Genomic DNA, 25,555 nt, shown 5'->3' with positions numbered 1-25,555 from the left:
CTGCTCCCCTGCATGATCAAGCGCTTCTTCCTCCTCGTCCTCGGCCTGCTGCTTCTGCTCGCCGCTGCCCTCGCCATCAACACCGTGCGCCAGGGCTCGCGCCAGCTGCAGGTTGCGCCGGCACCGCCGCTGGCGGTCGACGAGCGCGGTGTGGCCGAGAAGCTGGCCGGCGCGATCCGCTTCCAGACCGTCTCCAGCCAGGAAGACCCCCAGCTCAACGCCGGCGAGTTCGGCAAGCTGCATGCGCACCTGCAGCAGCGCTTCCCGCGCGTGCATGCCGGGCTCCAGCGCGAAAGCATCAACGGCCTGAGCCTGCTCTACACCTGGCAGGGCACCGATGCCGCCGCCAAGCCGATCGCGTTTCTCGCCCACCAGGACGTGGTGCCGATCGCGCCGGGCACCGAGTCCAGATGGGAGGCCGTGCCCTTCGCCGGCGAGGTCAAGGACGGTTTCGTGTGGGGCCGCGGCGCCTGGGACGACAAGGCGAACCTGGTCGCGCAGCTGGAAGCTGTGGAGATGCTGCTGGCGACGGGCTTCCAGCCGCGGCAGACCGTCTACCTGTTCTTCGGCGCTGACGAAGAGGCCGGGGGCATCCGCGGCGCCATGGAAGTGGTCAAGCTGTTCCAGCAGCGCAAGGTGCGGCTGGACTTCGTCATCGACGAAGGCCTGCTGATCACCGAAGGCGTGATGCCCGGCCTGAAGCAGCCGGCGGCGCTGATCGGCATCGCCGAGAAAGGCTACCTCTCGGTCGTGCTGAAAGTGCCCGCCACGCCCGGTCACTCGTCGATGCCGCCTCCCAAGGGCAGTAGCGCCATCGCGATGCTCAGCGCCGCGCTGCGGCGCCTCGATGACGAACAGTTGCCCGCCAACATTCGCGGCGTCGCGCGCGAGATGTTCGAGACCGTCGCGCCGGAGATGGGCGGCTTGCAGCGGGTCGCGCTGTCCAACCTGTGGCTGTTCGGCCCCCTTGTCCAGTCGCAGCTGGAAAAAGGCGCGAGCACCAACGCCATGCTGCGCACGACGACCGCGCTGACCATGGTGAACGCCGGCAACAAGGACAACGTCATCCCGGGCGAAGCGCGCGCGGTCGTGAACTTCCGCTTGCTGCCGGGGGACACGCGGGACTCGGTGATGGCGCACGCGAAGGCCCAGGCTGGCGAGCGCTTCGAGCTGATCGCGCTGCCGGGGAGCTCGGAGCCGTCGCCGGTGTCGCCCACCCAGTCGGCGTCGTACCAGATGATCGCGCGCACGGTGCGCTCCCTGTTCCCCGACACGCTGGTCGCGCCGGGCTTGATGGTCGCGGCGACGGACTCGCGCCACTTCACGCCGGTCTCCGACCATATCTACCGTTTCTCCCCCGTGCGCGCCAAGCTCGAAGACCTGTCGCGCTTCCACGGGACCAACGAACGCATTGCCACCGCCAACCTGGCGGAGCTGGTGCGCTTTTACCACCAGCTGCTGCGCAACCTGAATGCGCCGTCGCCCTGACCCGAACCTCCCCTGAAAGGCAAGCCACCATGACCAACGCCGTCATCGTCTCCACCGCCCGCACGCCGCTCTGCAAGAGCTGGAAGGGCGCCTTCAACATGACCCATGGCGCGACGCTGGGCGGCCATGCCGTCAAGCACGCCGTGCAGCGCGCCGGCATCGACCCCGGCGCCATCGAAGACGTGCTCATGGGCTGCGCCAACCCCGAGGGCGCGACCGGCGCCAACATCGCGCGCCAGATCGCGTTGATGGCCGACCTGCCGATCACGGTGTCCGGCGCCACCGTCAATCGCTTCTGCTCCTCGGGCCTGCAGACCATCGCGATGGCGGCGCAGCGCATCATCGCGGGCGAGGGCGACGTGTATGTCGCAGGTGGCGTGGAAAGCATCTCCTGCGTGCAGCAGGAAATGAACCAGCACATGCTGCGCGACATGAACCTGGACAAGAAGAAGCCGGAGATCTACTGGTCCATGCTGCAGACCGCCGAACAGGTGGCCAAGCGCTACAACATCGGCCGCGACGCGATGGACGAGTATGGCGCGCGCAGCCAGCAGCGCGCCTGCGCGGCGCAGGCCGAAGGCAAGTTCAACGACGAGATCGCGGCGATCACCGTCAAGGCGGGCGTCGCCGACGCGGTCATGGGCCTGATCACCAAGGACGTGACGGTCAGCAAGGACGAGGGCCTGCGTGAAGGCACCACCAAGGAAGGCATCAGCGGCATCAAGCCGGCGCTGCCGGGCGGCGTGATCACGGCGGGCAATGCGAGCCAGTTCTCCGATGGCGCCGGCGCCTGCGTGGTGGTGAACGAGGCCTACGCGAGCAAGAACAACCTCAAGCCGCTGGGCCGATTCCTGGGCTTCGCGGTGGCGGGTTGCGAGCCTGACGAGATGGGCATCGGGCCCGTCTTCGCCGTGCCGAAGTTGCTCAAGCGCCTGGGCCTGACCGTCCAGGACATCGACCTGTGGGAGCTGAACGAGGCGTTCGCCGTGCAGGTGATGTACTGCCGTGACAAGCTGGGCATTCCCGACGACTGCCTGAACGTCAACGGCGGCGCCATCGCCGTGGGCCACCCTTACGGCGTCTCCGGCCAGCGCCTGACCGGCCATGCCCTCATCGAAGGCAAGCGCCGCGGCGCCAAGCGCGTGGTGGTGACGATGTGCGTGGGCGGCGGGATGGGCGCTGCGGGCGTGTTCGAGGTTCTCTAAGTCCAAACCCAATATCCGGACGCAGAAGGCGCAGAAGTTACGCAGAAGTCGCAGAAGGACATCCAGAAAATGTCTTCTTTCTTTTTTGCGTCTTCTGCGCAACTTCTGCGTTTTCTGCGTCCGGTTGTTGGCTTTAGCTTCTGCCTACCGCTATGTCCGCACTCAGACCCACCGTCGACTTCCTGCTCTACGACTGGCTGAAAGCCGATCGGTTGAACGAGCGCGCGCGGTTTGCGGACCATTCGCGGGAAACGTTCGACGCCGTGCTCGACATCTGTGAACGGATCGCGCGCGAGAAGTACGCGCCGTTCAACCGCCTCGTCGACACCGAGGAGCCGCGCTTCGACGGTGAGAAGGTGATCCTGCCGAAGGCTACCCATGACGCGCACGACGCCTACGTGGCCTCCGGCATGCTGAGCGCCGCGCAGGACTACGAGGAGGGCGGCATGCAGCTGCCCTACACCATCGAGGCGGCGGCGGGGACGTTCTTCGCGACGGCTTCGGTCAGCATCGGCGGCGGGCTGCTCACCAAGGGCAACGCCAACCTGCTGATGGTGCACGGCACCGGGTTGCAGAAAGAAGTCTTCGCCCGCAACGAATTCGCCGGCCGTTTCTCCGGGACGATGGCCTTGTCGGAGCCGCAGGCGGGGTCCTCCCTTTCGGACATCACCACGCGGGCAATCCCCGACGGCGCGGACTTCGAGGGCGACCCGCTCGGCGCGCGCTACCGCCTGCGCGGCAACAAGATGTGGATCTCGGCCGGCGAGCACGAACTGTCCGAGAACATCGTCCACCTCGTGCTGGCCAAGATCCCCGGCCCGGACGGCAAGCTGATTCCCGGCACGCGTGGCATCTCCCTGTTCATCGTGCCGAAGATGATGGTGGGCGCCGACGGCCAGCTTACGGGGGAACGCAACGACGTCGCCCTGGCGGGCCTGAACCACAAGCTGGGCTGGCGTGGCACCACCAACACGCTGCTGAATTTTGGCGAGGGCAGGTACCCGGTGCGCGTGAACCAGGGAGGCGGCCTGGACGGCCGCGGGGCCGGCGCGATCGGCTACCTGGTGGGCAAGCCGCACGAAGGGCTGCGCTGCATGTTCCACATGATGAACGAGGCGCGCATCGGCATCGGCCTGGCCGCCACGGCGCTGGGTCTTGCCGGCTATTACGCCTCGCTCGATTACGCCAGGAACCGGCCGCAGGGCAGGCCGGTGGGGCCCGCAGGCAAGGACCCCGCGCAGCCGCAAGTCCGCATCATCGAACACGCCGACATCAAGCGCATGTTGCTGGCGCAGAAGTCCTACTGCGAAGGCGCACTGGCATTGCTGCTGTTCTGCGCCCGGCTGGTGGACGAGCAGCACACCGGCACGCCCGAGGCCGCCGAAGAGGCGCGGCTGCTGCTCGAAGTGCTGACACCCGTGGCCAAGAGCTGGCCCAGCGAGTTCTGCCTGGAAGCGAACTCGATGGCGATCCAGGTCCACGGCGGCTACGGCTACACGCGCGACTTCCCGGTGGAGCAATACTGGCGCGACAATCGCCTGAACATGATCCACGAAGGCACCCACGGCATCCAGGCCGCCGACTTGCTGGGCCGCAAGGTGGCAATGGAAGGCGGCAAGGGGCTGTCGCTGCTGGCGCTGCGCATCAACGGGACCATCGAACGGGCCATCCAGCAGCCGCACCTGGCCGAACATGCCAACGCATTGGGCCAGGCGCTGCAGAAGGTCGGCGCGGCCACCAAGTCCGCGTGGGCGACAGGCAACCCGGCCGACGCGCTGGCCAACGCGGTGCCTTACATGCAGGCGTTCGGGCACCTGGTGATCGCCTGGACGTGGCTGGACGTGCTGCTGGTCCTGGCGCCCGGCAGCCCCCGAGCCGCCGACGAAGGCCGCCTGCGCGCGGCGCGCTATTTCTTCCATTACGAATTGCCGAAGATCGGCGCCTGGCTGCGCGTTGTCGAAACGCGCGACCCCACCTGCGCCACCATGCCCGAGGAGGCTTTCTGATGGCTTCGGCCCGAACCCTGAAGCGCCTGGATGCGCTGATCTGGACCTTGATTTTCGCCGGCCTGCTGGTGCTCGTGCTGGGCATCGCTTCCCACGACGAGGCGCGCATTGCCGGCTGGAGCCTGTCCGTTCTCGGCGCCATCGCCGCCGGCGTCGGCGTCGGGTTGATCTATGTCCGCTCCCGCCTGCCGGAAGACCAGGCGTCCAGCAAACCGAACCCGGAGAACCGCACATGACCCGCACCGTCCAGAAATTGTTCGACCTCACGGGCAAGACGGCCCTGGTCACGGGCGGATCGCGCGGCCTCGGCCTGCAGATGGCGCACGCGCTGGGCGAGGCCGGCGCCCGCATCATGCTCAGCTCACGCAAGGCAAGCGACCTCGAGGAAGCCGCGGCCGACCTGCAGGCCGCCGGCATCGACGCGCGCTGGATCGCGGCCGATTGCTCGCGCGAGGAAGACATCCGCAAGCTCGCCGACGGCACGCTGGAGCGCATGGGGGACATCGACATCCTGGTCAACAACGCCGGCGCGGCGTGGGGCGCACCGGCGGAAGACCATCCGGTGGAAGGCTGGGACAAGGTGATGAACCTCAACGTCCGCGGCTATTTCATCCTCAGCCAGCAGGTGGCCAAGCGCAGCATGATTCCGCGCAAGCAGGGCCGCATCATCAGCATCGCCTCGATCGCCGGACTCGGCGGCAACCCGGCGGACATGACCACGCTGGCCTACAACACGTCCAAGGGCGCCGTGATCACCTTCACGCAGGCGCTGGCGTGCGAATGGGGCAAGTACGGCATCAACGTCAACGCGATCTGCCCGGGCTTCTTCCCGAGCAAGATGACCAAGGGCGTGCTGGACCGCCTGGGCGCGGACAAGCTGGCAGCCAATGCGCCGTTGCGGCGGCTCGGCGACGACGAGGACCTGAAGGGCATCACGCTGCTGTATGCGTCCGACGCCGGCAAGCACATCACCGGCCAGTGGCTGGCGGTGGATGGCGGCGTCAGCGTCGTGACGGGCGGGTGAACGACATGCCGACTCCCAAGCTGTTCGGCGTCGAAATCCCCTTCGTCGACCACCTCGGTTTCGAGCTGGTGAGGATGGAGGGCGGCGGTTCCGAACTGACCTACCTGCCCAAGCACGAACACATGAACTCGTTCCTGGTCACGCACGGCGGCGCCATCATGACGCTGATGGACGTCACCATGGCCACCGCCGCGCGCAGCGTCGAGACGGAGACGGGCGTGGTGACCATCGAGATGAAGACCACCTTCATGCAGCCCTGTACGGGCCTGCTCACCGGGCGCGGCCGGCTGATGCACCGGACGAAGACGATGGCTTTCACGGAAGCCACGATCTACGATGCGCAAGGCCGGGCCTGCGCCCATTCCACCGGCACCTTCAAGTACGTCAAGCGCCAGGCGCCGACGGCTCCCGCCAACACGATTTCCACCGACTGAGAGGCTCCCCATGCCGAAGAACAAGCAAATCCTGCTGGACAACCGCCCGGACGGCGAGGCCAGCGCCGGCAACTTCAAGCTGGTCGACACGGAGACGCCGGCGCTGAAGGACGGCGAGGTGCTGGTGCGCCACCATTTCCTCAGCCTCGATCCGTACATGCGCGGCCGCATGAACGACGCCAAGAGCTATGCCGCGCCGCAGCCGCTGGGCCAGGTGATGCAGGGCGGCACGGTCGGCGAGGTTGTCGAAAGCCGCAGCCCGAAGTTCGCCGCCGGCGACAAGGTGGTGGGCATGGGCGGCTGGCAGGAATACAGCGTCGTCGCCGCCGACCAGCCGGGTGCGCTGCGCAAGGTGGACACCACCCACGTGCCGCTGTCGCATTACCTCGGCGCGGTCGGCATGCCGGGCGTGACCGCCTGGTACGGGCTGGTGAAGATCATCCAGCCCAAGCAGGGCCAGACCGTCGTGGTCAGCGCGGCCAGCGGCGCCGTCGGCAGCGCGTTCGGTGCGCTGGCCAAAGCACGCGGCCTTCGCGTGGTTGGCATCGCAGGCGGTGCGGACAAGTGCCGCTATGTCACCGGGGAACTCGGATTCGACGCCTGCGTCGACTACAAGCAGCACGCCGACGCGTCCTCGCTGTCGAAGGCGCTGAAGGAACAGTGCCCCGACGGCATCCACGGCTACTACGAGAACGTCGGCGGCATGGTGATGGACGCCGTCATGCTGCGCATGAACGCCTTCGGCCGCATCGCCCTGTGCGGCATGATCGCCGGCTACGACGGCAAGCCGATCCCGATGGCCTATCCGCAGTTGATCCTGACCAACCGCCTCACCGTGGAAGGCTTCATCGTCAGCGAGCACATGGAAGTGTGGCCGCAGGCGCTGCAGGAGCTCGGCGCGCTGGTCGGCACCGGCAAGCTGCGGCCGCGCGAGTCGATCGCGCAAGGGCTCGCGTCGGCGCCCGAGGCTTTCCTGGGGATGCTGAAGGGCCGAAACTTCGGCAAGCAGCTCGTGAAGGTTTCCTGAAGCCCTGGAGAAGGGAGTCGCGGTGACGGACGCTACCCACGAAGTGTTCAACCAGCCCGAGCCGCTGGTGGACTACGACCTGTTCGCAACCAACCGGCCCCTGCGCGACGCGCTGCGCTACAACGCCCCCCAGCTGGACACCGGGCCGCTCGCCCGCCTGGGCCGGCTCGCAGGCACGGCGCAGATGCAGGAACACGCCCGCCTGGCCAACACGCACGCGCCCGAACTGCGCACGCACGACCGCTTCGGCCGGCGCATCGACGAGGTGGAGTTCCATCCGAGCTACCACGCGCTGATGGCAGCGGCGGTCGAGGCCGGGTTGCACGGATCCGCGTGGGGCGAAAGCGGCGGCAGCCCCCATGTCCTGCGTGCCGCCGGCTTCATGCTCTTCACCGAGCGCGAGCCGTCGATCCTGTGTCCCATCTCCATGACTTACGCCGTGACGCCGGCATTGCGCGGCAACGCAGCGGTGTTCCGTGACTGGTCGCCCAAGCTCACGAGCCGCAGCTACGAGCCGGCGCTCAAGCGCTGGAGCGACAAGGCCGGCGCGACCATGGGCATGGGCATGACGGAAAAACAAGGCGGCTCGGACGTGCGCGCGAACACGACGCGTGCCGAGTCCGATGGCCGTGACGGCTGGGGCGAGCGCTATCGCATCACCGGCCACAAGTGGTTCTTCTCCGCGCCGATGTGCGACGCCTTCCTGGTGCTGGCGCAGACGCCAAGCGGCCTGAGCTGCCTGTTCCTGCCGCGGGTGCTGCCCGACGGCAGCCGCAATGCCATCTTCATCCAGCGCCTGAAGGACAAGCTGGGCAACAAGGCCAATGCGAGTTCCGAAGTGGAGTTCCGCGGCGCCACGGCCTGGCTGGTGGGGGACGAGGGCCGCGGCGTGCCGCAAATCCTGGAGATGGGCACCATGACGCGGCTGGACTGCGCGCTCGGCACCAGCGGCCTGATGCGGCAAGCGCTGTCCATCGCGCTGAACCACACCGCGCAGCGCTGCGCCTTCGGCAAGCGCCTGATCGAGCAGCCGTTGATGCGCAACGTGCTGGCGGACCTGGCCCTCGAAAGCGAGGCGTCCACGGCCCTGGCGATGCGGCTGGCGCGCGCCTTCGACCGCCGCGACGATGCGCAGGAGGCGGCGATGGCGCGCCTGCTGACGCCCATCGCGAAATTCTGGATCTGCAAGCGCGGCAGCCACTTCGCGCAGGAAGCCATGGAATGCCTGGGCGGCAACGGCTACGTCGAGGAAAACGGCGAGGGCATCCTGGCCCGCATCTACCGCGAGATGCCGCTCAACTCCATCTGGGAGGGCGCCGGCAACATCATGGCGCTCGACCTGCTGCGCGCGCTGCGCAAGGCCGATGCCGCAGCTGCGCTGGCCAACGAACTGGCGCCCGCCAGGGGGGCGCATGCGGCGCTGGACCGGCTGGCCGCGGCGCTGCCCGCGCGGGTGGAGCACATGGCCACCGAGGTGGAGGCGCGGCGGCTGGCCCAGGACGCGGCGCTCGCGGTGCAGGCCGCGCTGCTGTACCAGACCGCGCCGCCCGCCGTGTTCGCCGCCTTCTGTGATTCGCGCCTGGCCGGTGACTGGGGACAAGCGTTCGGCACGCTCTCCGCGCGCACGGATTTCGACACCATCCTGCAACGCGCCATGCCGCTGACCCCATGACCGACCTGATACTGCACCACTACCCCAGCTCGCCGTTCTCCGAGAAGATCCGCCTCATCCTCGGCTACAAGAAGTTGCCGTGGAAGTCGGTGCTGATTCCGCCGATCATGCCCAAGCCCGACGTGATCGCCCTCACCGGCGGCTACCGCAAGACGCCCGTGCTGCAGGTGGGGGCGGACATCTATTGCGACACCGCCCTGATCTGCGACGTGCTCGAGCACGTGCGGGCCGATCCCACGCTGTACCCGCCGCACTTGAAGGGCGTGTGCCGCATCTTCGCGCAGTGGGCCGACACCACGCTGTTCTGGGCGGCCATGGGCTACAACCTGCAGCCGCGCGGCGCCGCCCACGTCTTCGCCAAGGCGCCACCCGATGCGGCCAAGGCCTTCAGCGACGACCGCAAGGCGATGTCGTCCAACCTGGTGCGGCTGCGGCCCGGCGACGCCACGTCCGCCTACCGTTCCTACCTGCGCCGCATCGCGAACATGGCCGACGAGCACGACTTCCTGTTCGGCCTGGAACCCTGCGTCGCGGACTTCGCTGCCTACCATGGCATCTGGTACACGCGCCAGCAGGTGGCGCCGCTGGCCGACATCCTGAATGCGACGCCTTCCGTCGGCGAATGGGCGCAGCGCGTCGAAGCGATCGGCCATGGCCCGATGACAAAGCTGGGTGCCGCGGACGCCGTCGCCCTCGCGGCCGCCGCGGACCCGATGCCGCCCGGCGCCAACCTGTTGATCGACAGCGCCTTCCAGGACGACCACGGCATCCCGCTGGGCACCCGCGTGACCGTCACGCCGGAAACCTTCGGCACCGAACCGACCGAGGGCGAACTGATCGCCGCCACTCGCACGCACTACAGCTTGCGGCGCGACGATGCGCGGGTCGGCACGGTGCACGTGCATTTCCCGCGCCTCGGGTACGTGCTGCGGGCGGTCGCGCCCGCCTGAGGGCTGCGCATGAGCCGCCGGTCCGCCCCAAGGCGAATCCCGCAGCGCGAAGCGCGGAGGGTCGTCCCATGACGCCGCTTGGCTGCTGCCTGTTCGACACCGCGATCGGCGCCTGCGGGATGGCGTGGACGCGGGACGCGATCGCCGGCGTGCAGTTGCCGGAGGCCACGCGCGAGGGAACGAGGCGGCGGCTGTGCCGTGCCTTCGGCGAGGTACCCCAGGGGGAACCGCCGGCTTTCGTGCAGCAGGCGATCTCGCGCATCCAGGCGCTGCTGCAAGGCACCCGTGACGACCTGGTCGACCTGCCGCTCGATTTCTCAGGGGTGCCGGAGTTTCATCGCCGGGTGTATGAAGTCGCGCGCGCCATCCCGCCCGGTGAGGTGCTGACTTATGGGGAAGTGGCGCGCCGCCTGGGCGAACCCGGGGCCGCGCGGGCCGTGGGCCAGGCGCTGGGCCGCAACCCCTTTGCGCCCGTCGTGCCCTGCCACCGCGTGCTCGCGGCGGGCGGGCGCTCCGGCGGGTTTTCCGCCGAAGGGGGAGCCGATACGAAATTGAAGATGCTGGAGATCGAGGCGGCGCGTTTCGGCGGAACGCCGGGCCTGTTCGACGCGCCCTAGAACCAGCGCCGCCAGCCCGTCTCGGCCGGGCGATCGGCTGCCGTCGTGCGCTCGTCGGAGCGAACCGGGTTGGATTGGCGCAGGCGCTCGTCACGCAGCCGCTCCTCGTCGCGCAGCCGCGCTGCATCGCGCATCTGCGTGTCGTGGGCTTCCTGCGCATGCGGGTGCTCGTTCACGGGGGCCGTGCGCACGGTGGTGACGGGCAGGGCGATTCCGCCCGGGCGCCCGTCCAGCCGGCTTTCCATCTCGTTCAGGCGCGCGGACAGCGTGCGGTTGATCTGTTCGAGCTGGGTGCGGATTTCGCGCTGCGCCTCCATGCGCGCTTTCTCGGCTTCCGCGGCCGAGATCGCGTCTCGCTCACGCAGTTCGCGCAGCTGCGTGTCCATGTGCTGGCGCAGGTCCACGAAGCGCGAGGCTTCCGCCTTGTCGGCCAGGTCGCGCTGCGCTTCCAGCGTCTTGTGATGCTGGCGCGATTCGATCAGCGACTGCGTGCGCATCGCGGCGGTGGACGCCAGGAACAGCACGAGCGTGATCGCCAGCAGCCCCAGCAGGATCAGGCCCAGCGGGGCCTTCGTGACGAAAAGGCCAAAGGAAAGGTCCGTCGGATTGACCATCTCGCCCCAGTTCAGGGCGGCGAATGCCGCTACCAGCAGGATGGCAACGATCAGAACGATGCTTCGGGTACGCATGTAAAACTCCTTGAGGACGTGCAACCATTCTCTGCAGTAGCTGGGACGCAACTGTCAGCCAATGGCCTGTTCGGGTGTGCGACCCATGTGGCAAACTCGCGCGCTTCCCATCGTCCTCAGCAGTAAAAACGATGCAAAAGATCCTGCGGCAGATCGCCGCCGAGCTCAAAGTCCAGGAAAGCCAGGTCCGCGCGGCCGTCGACCTGCTGGACGGCGGCGCCAGTGTCCCGTTCATCGCCCGCTACCGCAAGGAAGCGACGGCAGGCCTCGACGACGTCCACCTGCGCGAACTGGAAGCGCGCCTGGCGTACCTGCGCGAGCTGGAGGACCGGCGCGAGGCGGTGCTCAAGAGCATCGAGGAGCAGGGCAAGCTGACACCTGTCCTGCGCGCCGCCATCGATGCCGCGCCGACCAAGCAGGAACTGGAAGACCTGTACCTGCCCTACAAGACCAAGCGCCGCACCAAGGGCCAGATCGCGCGCGAGGCCGGCATCGAGCCGCTCGCCGACCTGCTGTGGGCCGACCCGCGGCGCGACCCGGCCGCCGAAGCCCTGGCTTTCGTCAAGCAGGAAAAAGGCGAAGGCGGCGAGGATTTCACCACCGTGCCTGCGGTGCTGGACGGGGTGCGCGACATCCTCTCGGAGCGCTGGGCCGAGGACGCTGCGCTGGTGCAGGCGCTGCGCGAGTGGCTGTGGAGCGAAGGGCTGCTCAAGTCGAAACTCGCCGGCGGCAAGGACGAAAACCACCCCGACATCGCCAAGTTCCGTGACTACTTCGACTACGACGAGCCGATCGGCCGCGTGCCGTCGCACCGGGCGTTGGCCGTGTTTCGCGGCCGCGCCCAGGACATCCTGGAAGCCAAGCTGGCGTTGCCGCTGGAACCGGAGCCGGGCCAGCCCTCCATTGCCGAAGGCAAGATCGCGCTGCACCTGGGCTGGAGCCACGCCGGCCGCGCGGCCGACGACCTGTTGCGCAAGTCCGTGGCGTGGACCTGGCGGGTGAAGCTGTCGCTGTCCACCGAGCGGGACCTGTTCTCGCGCCTGCGCGAAGACGCCGAGAAGGTGGCCATCAAGGTGTTCGCAGAGAACCTGCGCGACCTGCTGCTGGCAGCCCCCGCAGGCCCGAGGGTGGTGATGGGACTCGACCCGGGCATCCGGACCGGCGTGAAGGTGGCCGTGGTGGATGCCACCGGCAAGCTGGTGGACACCGCCACGGTCTATCCGCACGAACCCCGCCGCGATTGGGAAGGCGCGTTGCATGTGCTCGGCCAGTTGTGCCGCAAGCACGGCGTGAACCTGGTGGCCATCGGCAACGGCACGGCCAGCCGGGAGACCGACAAGCTGGCCGCCGACCTGATGAAGCGGCTGGATGCGCCGGACATGCAGCGCGTGGTGGTCAGCGAGGCCGGCGCCTCGGTCTACTCCGCCAGCGAATACGCATCGCGGGAGATGCCGGACGTGGACGTCAGCCTGCGCGGTGCGGCGAGCATCGCGCGGCGCCTGCAGGACCCGCTGGCCGAACTGGTGAAGATCGATCCCAAGTCCATCGGCGTCGGGCAGTACCAGCACGACGTGAACCAGAGCGAGCTGGCGCGGACGCTGGAAGCGGTGGTCGAGGACTGCGTCAACCGCGTCGGCGTGGACCTGAACACCGCCAGCGCGCCGCTGCTGGCGCGCGTCTCGGGCCTGTCGCCGTCGGTGGCGCGCGCGGTGGTGCAGTGGCGCGAATCCCATGGCGCCTTTCGCAGCCGCCAGCAACTGCTGCAGGTCAGCGGCCTGGGGGCCAAGACCTTCGAGCAGAGCGCCGGATTCCTGCGCATTCGCGGCGGCGAGAACCCGCTGGACATGACCGGTGTGCACCCGGAGACCTATCCGGTGGTCGAAAAGATCCTGGCGCATGCCGGCCAGCCGGTGCAGGAGCTGATGGGGCGCGCCGAGATGCTCAAGCGGCTGCGGCCGGAGCTGTTCGCCAACGAGCAGTTCGGCGTCATCACCGTCCGGGACATCCTGGGCGAGCTGGAGAAGCCGGGGCGCGACCCGCGCCCGGACTTCAAGGTGGCGCGCCTGAACGACAGCGTGAACGAAATCAAGGATCTCGAACCCGGCATGGAGCTGGAGGGGACGGTCAGCAACGTCGCCGCGTTCGGCGCCTTCATCGATCTCGGCGTGCACCAGGACGGCCTGGTGCACGTCAGCCAGCTGTCGCACAAGTTCGTCACCGACGCGCGCGAGGTGGTCAAGACCGGCGACATCGTCAAGGTGAAGGTGCTGGAGGTCGACCCGGTGCGAAAACGCATCAGCCTGACCATGAAGCTGGGAACGCCCGCCGCCAGGCCAGGCGGCCCGCGCGAGAACCGCTTCGAGGGCGCGGCCCGCGGCCAGCGTGCGCCGAACAATCCCGCCATCGGCGGCGCGATGCAGGGCGCCCTCGCCAAGCTGCAGGGGTTGAGGAAATAAGCATTCCCCCCGCCGGGACGGTCGCGCAGAATAGCCTGCATGCAGGCCCCGCTTCCGCGCGCATGACGGCCCCACCCGCACCCGCCCCGGCCATCGTGGCGAGCAGCGTGCTGTTCCTGCGCTGGGATGGCGACGTGGGTTCGGCTCCGGTGCTGGACGACCAGCTCGTCGCCCGCCTGAAGGCGGTGCTGGCGCGCTGGGACGCGGCGCGGCGGCTCGTGCTCGAGGCGCCGCAAGGCCTGGTCATCGCCGGACACGTGCCCCCGCTGGTGGCCTGGGATGCCGCGCGCCGGCTGGCCCGCGCGCAGGGACTGCCGCCGCTGCGCACCGGGCTGCACCATGGCGAGTTGCGCGTCACGCCGGACCGCTCGGTGCAGGCCCGGGTCAGCGGCGAGGCGCTGCACGTGGCCGCCGCGGCAGCCGACGGGGCAGGGGCGGACCGCATCGGCATTTCGCCCGCGTTCGCCGCCGCCATGGCCGCGCAAAGGCGGGGAGCGCGGCGCAACGCGCTGGCCGGGCTCGGCGTGCTGGCGGTGCTGGGCTCGGGGCTGGCGGGGCGGCAGGCACTGGAACAGTACGAGGCCGCACGGCGCCCGGCCGTGATCCGGCTGGACATCCGCCCTTGGGGCAACGTGTTCGTCGATGGCGAGCCGAAAGGCCGGACCCCGCCGCTGGTGCGGGTGTCGCTGCCCCCCGGCCCGCACGTGATCGAGGTGCGCAACGGCAAGTTCAAGCCGCTGCGCATGGAGGTGACGCTGCAGCCGGCCGAGGAACTGGAAGTCAAGCATGTCTTCGCGACGCCGCCGGCGCCGCCGCGCAAGAAGCAGCCGCAGCAGCAGCCCAGCGTCCTCGACCGCCTGAAGTTCTGGTGACGCCATGTTGAATGCACCCTTCACGCACCTGGGCCGCTACCGGCTGCTGCGCGAGCTCGGACGCGGCGCCATGGGCGTCGTGTTCCTGGCCGAGGACGATTCGCTGCAGCGCCAGGTGGCGATCAAGACCCTGCTGGTGCCGGGCGGGGAGGGACCGGACGGTGAGCACCGGGAGGCGCGCTTCCACCAGGAAGCCAAGGCCGCCGGCGGCCTGAACCACCCGAACGTCGTCACCATCCACGATCTCGGGCGCGAAGGGCCATGGCTTTACATCGCCATGGAGGTGCTGGAAGGCGTCGAATTGCGCGACCGCATGATGAAGGGTCCGATCGCGCTGGAGGAGGCGCTGCACATCGCGGCGCAGGTGGCGTCAGGGCTCGCCGCCGCGCATGCGCGGGGGATCGTGCACCGCGACGTCAAGCCGGGCAACATCATGCTGCTGGCCGGCGGACACGTGAAGATCATGGATTTCGGCATCGCGCGCATGCAGACGTCCGAAGTGCGCACGGTGAGCGGCACCATGATGGGCTCGCCCAAGTACATGTCGCCCGAGCAGGTCGGCGGCCATTCCATCGATCATCGCAGCGACATCTTCTCGCTGGGCTCGGTGCTGTACGAGATGGTCGTGGGCGCTCCCGCCTTCGCCGGCAGCAACATCGGCCAGCTGCTCACGGCCATCCTGCATTCGAGCCCGCTGCCCGCCAGCCAGGCCCGCCCCGGCGTCCCGGCCTCGGTGGAACTGGTCATCGCGCGAGCGATGCACAAGAATCCGCAGCAGCGCTACCAGGACGCCGCCGAAATGGCGCACGACCTCGTGCAATGCCGCAACGCGGTGCTGCGCGGCGGCGCCGCCCGCATGGACCTCGACCTGCTGCTTGCCAGCGGCGCGTATCCCGCTTCGGCGCCATGGTCGCTGGTGCCCGCGGCGGGCTTCGATGCGAGCGCCGCGATGAAAGAACTCCTGGCCGCGGCAAATGCACCCGCGCCGAGCGGTGTCCTGCGCCGCATGGCGTGGTTCCTGGGTTATGCGGCGGCCGCGGCAGCGGCGATCGCCCTCGCATTCCGCTGAGAGCGCGGACTTCCTGCCATCCTGCGATGCGAGCCTTGCGTCTGTATGCCGGACCCGCCGCGCGGCGGCACATCGAGGACCACGGGCTGGCCCCCGGCGACATCGGCGCGCTGCCGGCGGCTGCGGGCGGGCCCAAGGGGCTGGTGCTCGGGGCGCTGGACCGCTTCCTGTTCGGCGAGTGGCTGCCGCGCAGCGACCACACGATCCACCTGGTCGGCGCATCGATCGGGGCCTGGCGCATGGCCACGGCGTGCCTGCGTGAGCCCGTGCAGGCCTTCGAACGCCTGGAGCGCGACTACATCGCGCAGCGCCACGACGCGCCGCCCGACCACAAGCGGCCGAGCGCCGCGTTGCTCTCGCAACGCTTCGCCGAGGGGCTGCACGCCTTTTACGGCGGCCGCATCCGGGAAGTGCTGGAACATGCGCGCTTTCGGCTGCACATCGTGACCGCGCGCGGACGGCATGTGCTGGGCCGCGAACATCGCATCGGCACGCCGGTGGGGTACCTGGGCGCATTCGTGAGCAACGTGCTGCACCGCAAGGCCATGGGCGCGTGGCTGGAGCGCGTGGTGTTCTCGGCGCCGGAACGGGGCGTGCCGTGCCCGCTGCCGTTCGACACCGCCGATTTCCCGACGCGGCAATGCGAGCTGACCGAGGCGAATTTCCAGCCGGCCTTGCAGGCCAGCTGCTCCATCCCGTTCCTGCTGCAGGCGGTGCACGACATCCCCGGCGCGCCGCGCGGCGCCTACTGGGACGGCGGCATCACCGACTACCACCTGCACCTGCGCTACGCGTGCGGCCCGGGGCCGGGGCTGGTCCTGTATCCGCATTTCCAGAAAGCGGTGGTGCCGGGCTGGCTGGACAAGGGCCTCAAGTGGCGCCACCGCGCCACCGGCGCGCTGGACCGCATGATCGTGCTGGCGCCCGACCCCGAGTGGGTGCGCAAGCTGCCGAACGGCAAGCTGCCGGACCGGACCGACTTCGTGCGCTATGCCGGCGACCTGCAGGGCCGCATCCGGGACTGGACCGCGGCAGTGTCGGCCAGCGCGCAACTGGCCGACGAGTTCGCGCAGTGGCTGCAGCGGCCGGACCCGGCGCGGGTGGAGGCGCTGTGACTGTCGCCGGGGTGCGCCTGCGCAACCCGGCCTACCAACCTGCCACTCCGCAGGCCGGGTTGCGGCACAGCCGCACCCCGGCGACGCGTGCTACATCGACTCCAGCAGCATCGCCTCGTAATCCTGCCGCGTCGCCTCCCGCGGATTGGTCTTGTGGCAATGGTCGGCCATCGCGCCGTCGATGATCTTCTCGTACATGCCGCGGTTCACGCCCAGTTCGCCCAGGCCCGTCGCCAGGCCCAGCCGCGCATTCATGTCGCGGATGGCGTCGGGGATGTCGGCCGCGGCCTTCAGGCCCATCGCGTGCGCCATGCGTTCCAGCCGGCGGTCCTTCTGCACCGACGGCGCCTGCGCGTTGAAGCGCACCACGGCCGGCAGGAACATGGCGTTGAGCGTGCCGTGGTGCAGGCGCGGATCGACGCCGCCCAGGCTGTGGCTGAGGGAATGCACGCAGCCCAATCCCTTCTGGAACGCCATGGCGCCCTGCATCGACGCGCTCATGAGATTCGACCGCGCCTCGCGGTCGCTGCCGTCGCGCGTGACGCGCTCGATGTTGGCCCAGCCGCGCTCGAGTCCGTCGAGCGCGATGCCGTCGGCCGGCGGATTGAACGCCGCGGACATGAAGGTTTCCATGCAATGCGCGATGGCGTCCATGCCGGTGGCCGCGGTCAGTTTCGGCGGCAGGCCCAGCGTCAGCTCGGGGTCGCAGATCGCCGTCTTGGGCACCAGGTGCCAGGAATGGAAACCCAGCTTGCGGTGGTCGTCCACGATGATGATCGCGCCGCGCGCCACCTCGCTGCCGGTGCCGCTGGTGGTGGGGACCGCGATCAGCGGCGCCACCCGGTCCGTGATGCGCGGCGATCCGCCCTCGATCGTGGCGTAGTGTGTCAACGGGCCGTCGTGCGTCGCCGCGATCGCGACGCCCTTGGCGCAGTCGATGGCGGAGCCGCCGCCCACCGCCACCAGCCCGTCACAACCTTGCGCCTGGTAGATCTCGACGGCGGCGCGCACCGCGGCCTCCGTGGGATTGGATGGCGTCTGGTCGAACACCGCGTGGGGCAGGCCGCCCAGCGCATCCAGCGCCTTCTGCAGGACGCCGGCCGCCTTGACGCCCTGGTCGGTCACGACCAGTGGTTTGCTGATGCCGACGCGCTGGCATTCCTGCTTGAGCAGCTGGATGGCGCCGAAGTCGAACTGGATCTGGGTGACGTAGTAGATGAAGCTCATGGCCGGGGTCGCTTACGATGGGGAGCTTCACTGTAAGCCAGCCGCCACCCCCGGCGCTGCCAGGGACGTGACATTTCTTCCGCAGTTTCCCGAACTCACGCCGGCGATGCGCTCGGTGCTGGAACGCATGGGCCGCGCCGGCCACCGGCCGCTGTACGCGCTGGCGCCGGACGCGGCAAGGGCCGCCTATGAAGCCGGCGCCGGCGTGCTGGAGGTGGCCAAGCCGGCCTTGCCACGCGTGGAGGAGCTCCAGGTTCCGGTGCGCGACGGCTCGAGCATCCCGGCGCGCCTCTACGTGCCGGCCGACGGCATCCTGCCGGTGCTGCTGTACTTCCACGGCGGCGGTTTCACCATCGGCAGCATCGCGTCGCACGACACCCTGTGCCGGACGCTGGCGCAGCAGGCGGGATGCGCGGTGGTCTCCGTCGGCTACCGGCTCGCTCCCGAGCACCGCTTCCCGTTCGCGGTGCACGACGCCTGGGACGCGACGCGATGGCTGGCGGCCCATGCAGCAGGGCTCGGCCTCGATGCGGGCCGGCTCGCCGTCGGCGGCGACAGCGCCGGCGGGACCCTGGCCACCGTCTGCGCCACGCTGGCGCGCGATGCGCGCCTGCCGCTGCGGCTGCAGCTGCTGTTCTATCCGGGCTGCGCCGGCTGGCCACGGGCGCCGTCGCATGCCCGGTACCACCAGGGCCTGGTGCTGGAACAGGCCCACATCGCGTATTTCTTCTCCCAGTACATCGCCGATGCCGACCGCGACGACTGGCGCTTCGCGCCGCTGAACACGCCCGACCTCGAAGGCGTGGCGCCCGCCTGGTTCGGCCTGGCGGAGTGCGACCCGCTGGTGGACGACGGCATCGCCTACGCGGATACACTGCGCGCTGCCGGCGTCGCGGTGGAGCTGGAAATCTACCGCGGCGTCACCCATGAATTCATCAAGATGGGCCGCGCCCTGCCGGAAGCCCGGCAGGCGCACGCCGACGCGGCGGCGGCCCTGCGAGGTGCTTTGCAGGCATGACCAGAGAAGAGTTCCGTTTCTTTCATCGCCTGCGGGTGCGCTGGGCCGAGGTGGACATGCAGAAGATCGTCTTCAATGCCCACTACCTGATGTATTTCGACACCGCCGTCGCCGACTACTGGCGCGCGCTGGCCATGCCCTATGAAGAGGGCATGCACCAGTTGCAGGGTGACATCTACGTGAAGAAGGCGACGGTGGAATTCAGCGCCTCGGCGCGGATGGACGACACCCTGGACGTCGGCCTGAGATGCAGCCGCATCGGCAATTCGTCGATGGTCTTCAACGGCGCCATCTTCCGGGGGGAAGAGATGCTGATCACCTGCGAGCTCGTCTACGTCTTCGCCGACCCGGCGACGCAGACGTCCAAGCCGGTGCCGGCGCTGTTGCGGGAGATGCTGACCGGCTTCGAAGCGGGCGAGCCGATGGCGCACGTGAAGACCGGCACCTGGGCCGAGCTCGGCGCCGATGCGGGGCGGATCCGCACGACGGTCTTCGTCCAGGAGCAGCGTATCCCGGCGGAACTCGAATGGGACGAGGCGGACGCCACGGCCCTGCACGCGGTGGCGTACAACCGCCTGGGCGAGCCCATCGCCACCGGGCGCCTGCTTCCGGCCAGCGATGGCGTGTGCAAGATAGGGCGGATGGCGGTGCACCAGGTGCTGCGCGGCTGCGGCTTTGGCGAGCAGGTGCTGCGCGCGCTGGCCGCCGAGGCCCAGCGCCGGGGTGACTGGGCCATCGAGCTGCATGCCCAGCGCACGGCGCGGGTGTTCTACGAGCGCCTCGGCTTCATTGCGCACGGCCAGCCCTACGTGGAAGCCGGCATCCCCCACATCGACATGACCAGCGCCTTGCCGCTGGCGCGCTGAGGGTGGCGAAGAAGCGCCGGGCCGGCGCTGGCGGACGCGCGGCAGCGGCCACCCCGGCTGCTGCCCCTGCCGCCCCGGCAGTCGGCGCGCCGCGCGCGTTGCCGCCGGAACCGGCCGCCGACGGCTGGGCGTCCACCCTGCTGGCCCTGATGATGTTCCTGGCGCCGGGCCTCGGCTTCCCGGGCGAGGAGATGCTGCAGGACACGCTCAAGTCCGTCATCGTCTCCTTCTTCACGCTGGCCGCGACCGGCTTGTTCCTGCTGGCACAGAAGAACCGCGTCGAGCCGCTGCGGTGGCATGCCGTCGTGTGGCTGCCGCTGCTGCTGTGCGCGTACGCGCTGGGCAGCATGGCCTGGTCGCATGCCTACCTGGCCGGCGTGGAGGCGGTGCGCTGGTTCGTCTTCACGGTCATCGCCTGGCTGGGCCTGAACACCCTGACCCGTGATCGGCTCGGAGTGCTCGCCACGTGCATCCACGGCGGTGCGCTGGCCGCGGCCCTATGGGCCGCCGTGCAGTTCTGGACCGGCGCGAGCCTGTTCCCGCAGGGCGCCAATCCTGCCTCGACTTTCATCAACCGCAACTTCTTCGCCGAGTTCGTGGTCTGTACCTTGCCGTTCTCGGCGCTGATCCTGGCCCGGGCGCGGCGCAGCGGCTCGATCGTGCTGATGTCGGCCTTCATCGGTTTCATCGTCACCACCATCCTCATGACCGGCACGCGCGCCGCGCTCATGGCCTTGTGGTTGCAGTTGCTGCTGGTGTTGCCGCTGCTGGCATGGCGCTGCCGCGCGCAGCTGGCGTGGCCGCAGTGGCCGGCGGCCTGGCGCCTGCTGGCCCCGCTGGTGATGTTGGGCACGGTCCTGGCGCTGGGCTTCATCCCGAGCAACAACCAGAACATCCTGCAGGAGGGACACGGCACCAATGCCCTGGAGCGCGGCTTCCAGCGCACGCAGTCGATCGGCCCGACGGACTATTCGCTGGGCGTGCGCATGCTGATGTGGAAGGCCACGGGCAACATGATCCGCGCCAGGCCGCTGTCGGGCGTCGGCGCCGGCGCCTGGGAAAACGACGTGCCGCTGTACCAGGCCGAAGGCTCGCAGCTCGAGACCGACTACTACGTGCACAACGAATTCCTCCAGCTGGTGGCGGAGTACGGGCTGGTGGGCTGGGCCTTCCTGCTGCTGCTGTTCGCCTACCTGCTGCAGGCGGCCTGGCGCAGCTGGAATCCGCGCACCGCGGAGGCGGCGGCGGACCAGCCCTGGCGCGGCGCGCTGCTGTGCAGCCTGCTGGCGCTGTTCCTGGTCAGCAACATCGGTTTTCCCTGGCGCATGGCCGCCACGGGCGCGCTGTTCGCGCTGTGCCTGGGCGGACTGGCCGCCTCCGACGCGCGCCTGGGCTTCACGGCCCGCTGGCTGGCGTGGCCGCTGCGCTGGTCGCCCATGGCGTCGCGCGTGGCGCTGGCCGCCACGGCCGCATGCCTGGTGCTGGCGGTCGTCATCACGCAACGCGCCACGGAGGCCGAGCGCAAGCTGGTGACGGCGGTGCGGCTGGCGCTGTCCGTCACCGCATCCGGCAATCCCAGGGATCCCCGGCTGGAGCCGACCCGCAGCGAAATCCTGCGGCTGGTGCGCGAGGGCATCGCGCTCAATCCGCATTACCGCAAGATCACGCCCATGGTGGGCGACGAGCTGGCGCGCTGGGGCGACTGGGAAAACGCCACCTGGATCTGGGAGAGCGTGATCGGCTCGCGGCCGAACATCGTCGCGATCATCGGCAACGCCGCGCGCGGCCATTCGAACATGGGCCGGCACGAGCAGGCACAGGCCCTGCTGGAGCGTGCCCAGCGCATCCAGCCGAACGCGCCGACGGTGCGGTCGCTGGAGGTGCTGCTGCTCGCACGCTCGGGGCAGGAGGCCAGGGCGCTGGCCGCGGCGAAGGCGGCCATGGCCGCCGACATCGTCGACTACGACCTGGCGAACGCGCTGTTCGTCCTGTCGTGGCGCGCCAAGGACTATGCGCTGGCGCGCCAGGCGATGGCCCGCCGCATCGCGGGATGGCCTGCCAGCAATGCGGAGGGGCTGCTGCAACTGGGACGGATGACCGCGGAGGAGCACAACGATCCCGCCCAGGCGATCGATTACTACCGCCGCGGATTGGCAGCGGCGTCACCCGCGCAGCGCCAGGCGCTGGTGCAACTGGTGCCGCAGGACGTGCGGGCGCAGGTGCTCGCGCAACCCTAGATGTCGGCCAGCAGCACGTAGGGCAGGGGCTGCAGGCGCAGCGCGGGACCGGCGGCGCTGCCGGCATGCAGGTCGCCGGCCTCGGTTGCGCTGAGCTGCAGCGACACGATGGCTTCCCAGCCGCCTTCGGGCGCCGGCGCGCCCTGCACGACGACGCCCGCTGGCTGCTCCGGGTCACCCGCCTGGAACACCTCCTGCCCCGCCGCGAGCTCGCCATCGGCATGCGCGACGAAGGCGCGGCGCTTGATCGTGCCGCGGAACTGGCTGCGGGCCACGACCTCCTGGCCGGGGTAGCAGCCCTTCTTGAAGTTCACGCCGCCGACGGACTCGTAATTCAGCATCTGCGGCACGAAGGCTTCGACCACCGGCGCGGTGACGGTGGCGATCCCGCTGCGCACTTCGCTCCAGGCCCACAGGGACGGGTCGAGCGCCGGGCCAGCCGGCGCTGCGGCGGCCACCGGCGCCACCCACAGCGCGCGCGGCTGGTCGTCCGCCGGGTACAGGCTGACGATCCGGGCGTCGCCGTCGCTCGTCAGCGTCCAGGGCGTGGCGCCGCGGGCGGCAGCCGGCACGGCATCGCCGGCCAGGCCGTACAGGCCGAATTCACTGCTGGCATCGGCCAGCCTGGCCTTGGCGCGCAGGACGAACATCGACAGGCGCTTGAGCGTCGCGGGGAGGATGTCGCGGCTGCACACCAGCAGCATCTCGTCGGGCGCGCGCTGGAAGGCGACGAAGCTCGCGAGCATGCGGCCCTTGGCGTTGCAGAAGGCCGCCAGCCGGGCCTCGCCGGCGCCGAGCAGGGCGAAGTCCTGGGTGAGTTGGCCATGGAGGAAGCGGCCAGCCTCCTCCCCTTGGGCGCGTATCACGCCGAGGTGGGGCAAGGGAACAACGCCGTGGAGGGTATGGGACATACCCTGAATTATCATGGCCGTCTCATTCCACAGACGAAGTAGGGACGGTGCGCCGCTTTTTTTCGACCCTGTTCGTGCTGGCCCTGCTGGTGGCCCTGGCCGGCCTCAGTGCCGCCTGGTATTGGCTGCGCCAGCCTCTTTCGTTGCAGGCGCCGTCCGTGGACCTGTCCGTCGAGCCGGGAATGTTGCCTCGCGCAGTGGCGCAGGCGGTGCGCGACGCCGGCGTGGATGTCGATCCGCGCCTGCTATATGCGTGGTTCCGGCTGTCCGGCGAGGCCCATCGCATCAAGGCCGGCAGCTACGAACTGGAGCGCGGCATCACGCCGAGGCGCTTGCTGGACAAGCTGGCGCGGGGCGAAGAGTCGTTGCGCGCAGTGACCCTGGTGGAAGGCTGGAACTGGCGCCAGGTGCGTGGCGCGCTGGCCAAGGCCGACCAGCTGCGGCCCGACGCCGGCAAGCTGTCGGACGCCGAGCTCATGACCCTCCTGGGCCGCCCGGGCGTGGCGCCGGAGGGCCGCTTCTTCCCGGACACCTACACCTATTCCAAGGGCTCGAGCGACGTGAAGGTGCTGCAGCGCGCCCTGCGCGCCATGGACAAGCGCCTGGCCCAGGCCTGGGAGACGCGCAGCCCGCAATCCGTCCTGAAGACACCGGAGGAGGCGCTGACGCTGGCCAGCATCGTGGAGAAGGAAACCGGCAAGTCGTCGGACCGCACGCTGGTCGCGGCCGTGTTCCAGAACCGGCTGCGCATCGGCATGCCCTTGCAGACCGACCCGACCGTGATCTACGGACTGGGCGAAAACTTCGACGGCAACCTGCGCCGGGTGCACCTGCAGACCGACTCGCCGTACAACACCTACCTGCGCGGCGGCCTGCCGCCCACGCCGATCGCGATGCCGGGCAAGGCTTCGTTGCTGGCCGCGGTGCAGCCTGCTCCCAGCAAGGCCATCTACTTCGTGGCCCGCGGCGACGGCACGAGCCAGTTCAGCGAGACGCTGGACCAGCACAACCGGGCCGTCAACAAGTTCCAGCGCGGGCAATGAGCCACGGGGTCTTCCTCAGTTTCGAAGGCATCGACGGCGCCGGCAAGTCCACGCACATCGAGGCGCTGGCCTCGGCATTCCGCGCCGCGGGCCGCACGGTGGTGCTGACGCGCGAGCCGGGCGGCACGCCGTTGGCGGAAAAGCTGCGGGCCCTGGCGCTGAACGACCCGATGGATGCGCTGACCGAGGCGCTGCTGATGTTCGCCGCGCGGCGCGACCACCTGCTGCAGGTGATCGAGCCGGCGCTGGCGCGCGGCGAGGTCGTGCTGTGCGATCGTTTCACCGATGCCACGTTCGCCTACCAGGGCGGCGGACGCGGCTTCGACACGCAGGTGCTGGCGACGCTGGAGCGCTGGGTGCAAAGCGTCGATGCGCTGCCGGCGGGCGCGCTGCGGCAGCCGCATTTGACGGCCTGGTTCGACCTGGACCCCGCCGTCGCCGCGCAGCGCCTGGCCGGTGCGCGCGTGCCCGACAAGTTCGAGTCGCAGCCGCAAGCCTTCTTCGCGCGCGTCGCCGCCGGGTATGCGGCGCGCGCCAGGGCCGATGCCGGCCGCTTCCTGCGCATCGACGCCGACCAGCCTCGCGAGGCCGTCTGGCGCGACTTGCTGGCCGGCGTGCGCGGCCGGGGGTTCCTGCCATGAAGGCGCCCTGGATCCGCAGCCAGGTCCGCTCCCTGCTGGCGCAACGCGGCCACGCCTGGTTGCTGCATGGCCCGTCGGGACTGGGCCAGTACGAAATGGGGCTGGCGCTGGTGCAGGCCTGGCTTTGCGACCGGCCCACCGCCGACGGCGCATGCGGCGAGTGCGGCAGCTGCCACCAGGTGGACGTGCGCGCCCATACCGACCTGGCCGTGCTGATGCCCGAAACGGTGATGCTGGAACTGGGCTGGCCGCTGGGCGAAAAGGCGCAGGCCGACATCGACGACAAGAAGCGCAAGCCGAGCCGCGAGATCCGGGTGGACGCCATGCGCGACATGCTGGAGTTCGCGCAGCGCACCAGCGGCCGCGGCCGCGGCAAGGCGGTGCTCGTGTATCCGGCCGAGCGCATGAACCACGTGACGGCCAACACGCTGCTCAAGACCCTGGAGGAGCCGCCGGGCGACGTTCGTTTCGTGCTGGCGACCCAGGCCTCGCACCAGCTGCTGCCCACCATCCGCAGCCGCTGCCTGGCCCATCCCATGGCCTGGCCGCAGGCGGACGAGGCCACCGCGTGGCTGGTGGAAGAGGGCGTGCCCGCGCCCGCGGCGGCGGTGCTGCTGCGGGCGGCCGGGGGCCGGCCGGAGGACGCGCTGCGCCTGCACCAGGCCGGCCTGGACGCCCGAACCTGGTCGCAATGGCCCAAGGCGTTGGTACGAGGCGACACCGCGGGATTCGGCCAGTGGGGGCCGGCGCAGCTGCTCGAATCCTTCCAGAAACTGTGCCACGACCTCGTGGCCGTGCACTCGGGGGCCGCCCCCCGCTTCTTCGAGGCCGGGGACTTGCCGGTTGCCGGGTCGTTGCCGGCCCTGACGGCGTGGTGGCGAAGCCTCTCGGAGGCCGCGAAAACGGTAGAACACCCGTTCAACGCCGGCTTGCAGCTGGAAAGCCTTGTGGGCCAGGCGCGGACGGCCCTAAACTCCCATTCCTAGCC

At 69.6% G+C, this 25,555-nt stretch carries 23 protein-coding genes; 20 read left to right on the top strand and 3 right to left on the bottom strand.

The features are described from left to right. From WG902_RS02935 to WG902_RS02890, 10 genes are all read left to right on the top strand, one after another. A complete protein-coding gene (locus tag WG902_RS02935; protein ID WP_340059424.1) occupies window positions 1–1,488 on the top strand; it encodes a M20 family peptidase in 1,488 nt (495 codons plus the stop codon). A gap of 29 nt (window positions 1,489–1,517) precedes the next feature. Further along, window positions 1,518–2,693 carry an acetyl-CoA C-acyltransferase gene (locus tag WG902_RS02930; protein WP_340058409.1) on the top strand — a complete coding sequence of 392 codons (1,176 nt, stop codon included), beginning with the start codon at window positions 1,518–1,520 and terminating at the stop codon, window positions 2,691–2,693. 152 nt (window positions 2,694–2,845) lie between these two features. Then, window positions 2,846–4,699 (top strand): acyl-CoA dehydrogenase, encoded by a 1,854-nt coding sequence (locus WG902_RS02925; RefSeq protein ID WP_340058407.1) that lies wholly within the window; start codon window positions 2,846–2,848, stop codon window positions 4,697–4,699. Then, window positions 4,699–4,935, top strand: coding sequence for a hypothetical protein (locus WG902_RS02920; RefSeq protein WP_340058406.1), 237 nt, complete (start codon window positions 4,699–4,701; stop codon window positions 4,933–4,935). Before WG902_RS02925 ends, WG902_RS02920 begins: the two co-directional genes overlap by 1 nt. After that, window positions 4,932–5,723: an SDR family oxidoreductase gene (locus WG902_RS02915; protein ID WP_340058405.1), complete on the top strand. Its 792-nt coding sequence runs from the start codon at window positions 4,932–4,934 to the stop codon at window positions 5,721–5,723. Before WG902_RS02920 ends, WG902_RS02915 begins: the two co-directional genes overlap by 4 nt. A 5-nt stretch (window positions 5,724–5,728) precedes the next feature. Then, the gene (locus WG902_RS02910; protein WP_340058404.1) at window positions 5,729–6,157 is read left to right on the top strand and encodes a PaaI family thioesterase; all 429 of its coding nucleotides are present in this window, start codon (window positions 5,729–5,731) and stop codon (window positions 6,155–6,157) included. Window positions 6,158–6,167: 10 nt separating this feature from the next. After that, window positions 6,168–7,184: an NADP-dependent oxidoreductase gene (locus WG902_RS02905; protein ID WP_340058403.1), complete on the top strand. Its 1,017-nt coding sequence runs from the start codon at window positions 6,168–6,170 to the stop codon at window positions 7,182–7,184. Between the two features lie 22 nt (window positions 7,185–7,206). After that, window positions 7,207–8,856, top strand: a complete 1,650-nt coding sequence (locus WG902_RS02900) for an isovaleryl-CoA dehydrogenase (protein ID WP_340058402.1) — start codon at window positions 7,207–7,209, stop codon at window positions 8,854–8,856. Continuing rightward, window positions 8,853–9,806, top strand: a complete 954-nt coding sequence (locus WG902_RS02895; RefSeq protein WP_340058401.1) for a glutathione S-transferase family protein — start codon at window positions 8,853–8,855, stop codon at window positions 9,804–9,806. The genes WG902_RS02900 and WG902_RS02895 overlap by 4 nt, the downstream gene beginning before the upstream one ends. Before the next feature lie 68 nt (window positions 9,807–9,874). Further along, window positions 9,875–10,423, top strand: a complete 549-nt coding sequence (locus tag WG902_RS02890; protein WP_340058400.1) for a methylated-DNA--[protein]-cysteine S-methyltransferase — start codon at window positions 9,875–9,877, stop codon at window positions 10,421–10,423. On the opposite strand, the gene WG902_RS02885 is transcribed toward WG902_RS02890, so the two are convergent. Then, window positions 10,420–11,112 (bottom strand): hypothetical protein, encoded by a 693-nt coding sequence (locus tag WG902_RS02885; RefSeq protein ID WP_340058399.1) that lies wholly within the window; start codon window positions 11,110–11,112, stop codon window positions 10,420–10,422. The two genes, WG902_RS02890 and WG902_RS02885, sit on opposite strands and share 4 nt — an antisense overlap. Window positions 11,113–11,243: 131 nt before the next feature. Here WG902_RS02885 and WG902_RS02880 point away from each other — a divergent pair, with 131 nt between their 5' ends. The 4 genes from WG902_RS02880 to WG902_RS02865 all read left to right on the top strand — a co-directional run bounded on the left by WG902_RS02880 (window position 11,244) and on the right by WG902_RS02865 (window position 16,624). Beyond that, window positions 11,244–13,568, top strand: coding sequence for a Tex family protein (locus WG902_RS02880; protein ID WP_340058397.1), 2,325 nt, complete (start codon window positions 11,244–11,246; stop codon window positions 13,566–13,568). A gap of 62 nt (window positions 13,569–13,630) precedes the next feature. Beyond that, entirely contained in the window at window positions 13,631–14,440 is an 810-nt protein-coding gene (locus tag WG902_RS02875; RefSeq protein WP_340058396.1) for a PEGA domain-containing protein, read from the top strand. Window positions 14,441–14,444: 4 nt separating this feature from the next. Next, complete coding sequence (locus WG902_RS02870; protein WP_340058395.1) at window positions 14,445–15,509, top strand: serine/threonine-protein kinase; 1,065 nt, start codon at window positions 14,445–14,447, stop codon at window positions 15,507–15,509. Between the two features lie 26 nt (window positions 15,510–15,535). Continuing rightward, window positions 15,536–16,624, top strand: a complete 1,089-nt coding sequence (locus WG902_RS02865; RefSeq protein WP_340058394.1) for a patatin-like phospholipase family protein — start codon at window positions 15,536–15,538, stop codon at window positions 16,622–16,624. 90 nt (window positions 16,625–16,714) lie between these two features. On the opposite strand, the gene WG902_RS02860 is transcribed toward WG902_RS02865, so the two are convergent. Continuing rightward, complete coding sequence (locus WG902_RS02860; protein WP_340058393.1) at window positions 16,715–17,851, bottom strand: iron-containing alcohol dehydrogenase; 1,137 nt, start codon at window positions 17,849–17,851, stop codon at window positions 16,715–16,717. 106 nt (window positions 17,852–17,957) lie between these two features. On the opposite strand from WG902_RS02860, the gene WG902_RS02855 reads away from it, so the two are divergent. The 3 genes from WG902_RS02855 to WG902_RS02845 are packed head-to-tail and all read left to right on the top strand — an operon-like array spanning window position 17,958 to window position 21,972. Further along, window positions 17,958–18,869 (top strand): alpha/beta hydrolase, encoded by a 912-nt coding sequence (locus WG902_RS02855; RefSeq protein WP_340059423.1) that lies wholly within the window; start codon window positions 17,958–17,960, stop codon window positions 18,867–18,869. Continuing rightward, complete coding sequence (locus tag WG902_RS02850) at window positions 18,866–19,735, top strand: YbgC/FadM family acyl-CoA thioesterase (protein ID WP_340058392.1); 870 nt, start codon at window positions 18,866–18,868, stop codon at window positions 19,733–19,735. The genes WG902_RS02855 and WG902_RS02850 overlap by 4 nt, the downstream gene beginning before the upstream one ends. 2 nt (window positions 19,736–19,737) lie before the next feature. Beyond that, on the top strand, window positions 19,738–21,972 hold the full coding sequence (locus WG902_RS02845) for an O-antigen ligase family protein (protein WP_340058391.1): 2,235 nt from the start codon (window positions 19,738–19,740) through the stop codon (window positions 21,970–21,972). Here the strand turns inward: WG902_RS02845 and ygfZ are convergent. After that, window positions 21,969–22,883: a CAF17-like 4Fe-4S cluster assembly/insertion protein YgfZ gene (gene ygfZ, locus WG902_RS02840; RefSeq protein ID WP_340058390.1), complete on the bottom strand. Its 915-nt coding sequence runs from the start codon at window positions 22,881–22,883 to the stop codon at window positions 21,969–21,971. The genes WG902_RS02845 and ygfZ overlap by 4 nt on opposite strands. 47 nt (window positions 22,884–22,930) lie before the next feature. Here ygfZ and mltG point away from each other — a divergent pair, with 47 nt between their 5' ends. Genes mltG through WG902_RS02825 form a run of 3 tightly spaced genes read left to right on the top strand, consistent with a single transcriptional unit; the run spans window position 22,931 to window position 25,553 of the window. After that, entirely contained in the window at window positions 22,931–23,926 is a 996-nt protein-coding gene (mltG, locus tag WG902_RS02835; protein ID WP_340058389.1) for an endolytic transglycosylase MltG, read from the top strand. Continuing rightward, on the top strand, window positions 23,923–24,567 hold the full coding sequence (gene tmk / locus WG902_RS02830; protein WP_340058388.1) for a dTMP kinase: 645 nt from the start codon (window positions 23,923–23,925) through the stop codon (window positions 24,565–24,567). The genes mltG and tmk overlap by 4 nt, the downstream gene beginning before the upstream one ends. Beyond that, complete coding sequence (locus WG902_RS02825; protein WP_340058387.1) at window positions 24,564–25,553, top strand: DNA polymerase III subunit delta'; 990 nt, start codon at window positions 24,564–24,566, stop codon at window positions 25,551–25,553. Before tmk ends, WG902_RS02825 begins: the two co-directional genes overlap by 4 nt. Window positions 25,554–25,555: the final 2 nt, after the last annotated feature.

This window comes from Ramlibacter sp. PS3R-8, from assembly GCF_037572435.1.
Taxonomy (GTDB): domain Bacteria; phylum Pseudomonadota; class Gammaproteobacteria; order Burkholderiales; family Burkholderiaceae_C; genus Ramlibacter.
The sequence above is the reverse complement of the archived record's forward strand: the minus strand, read 5'-3'. Positions and strand labels throughout refer to the sequence as shown.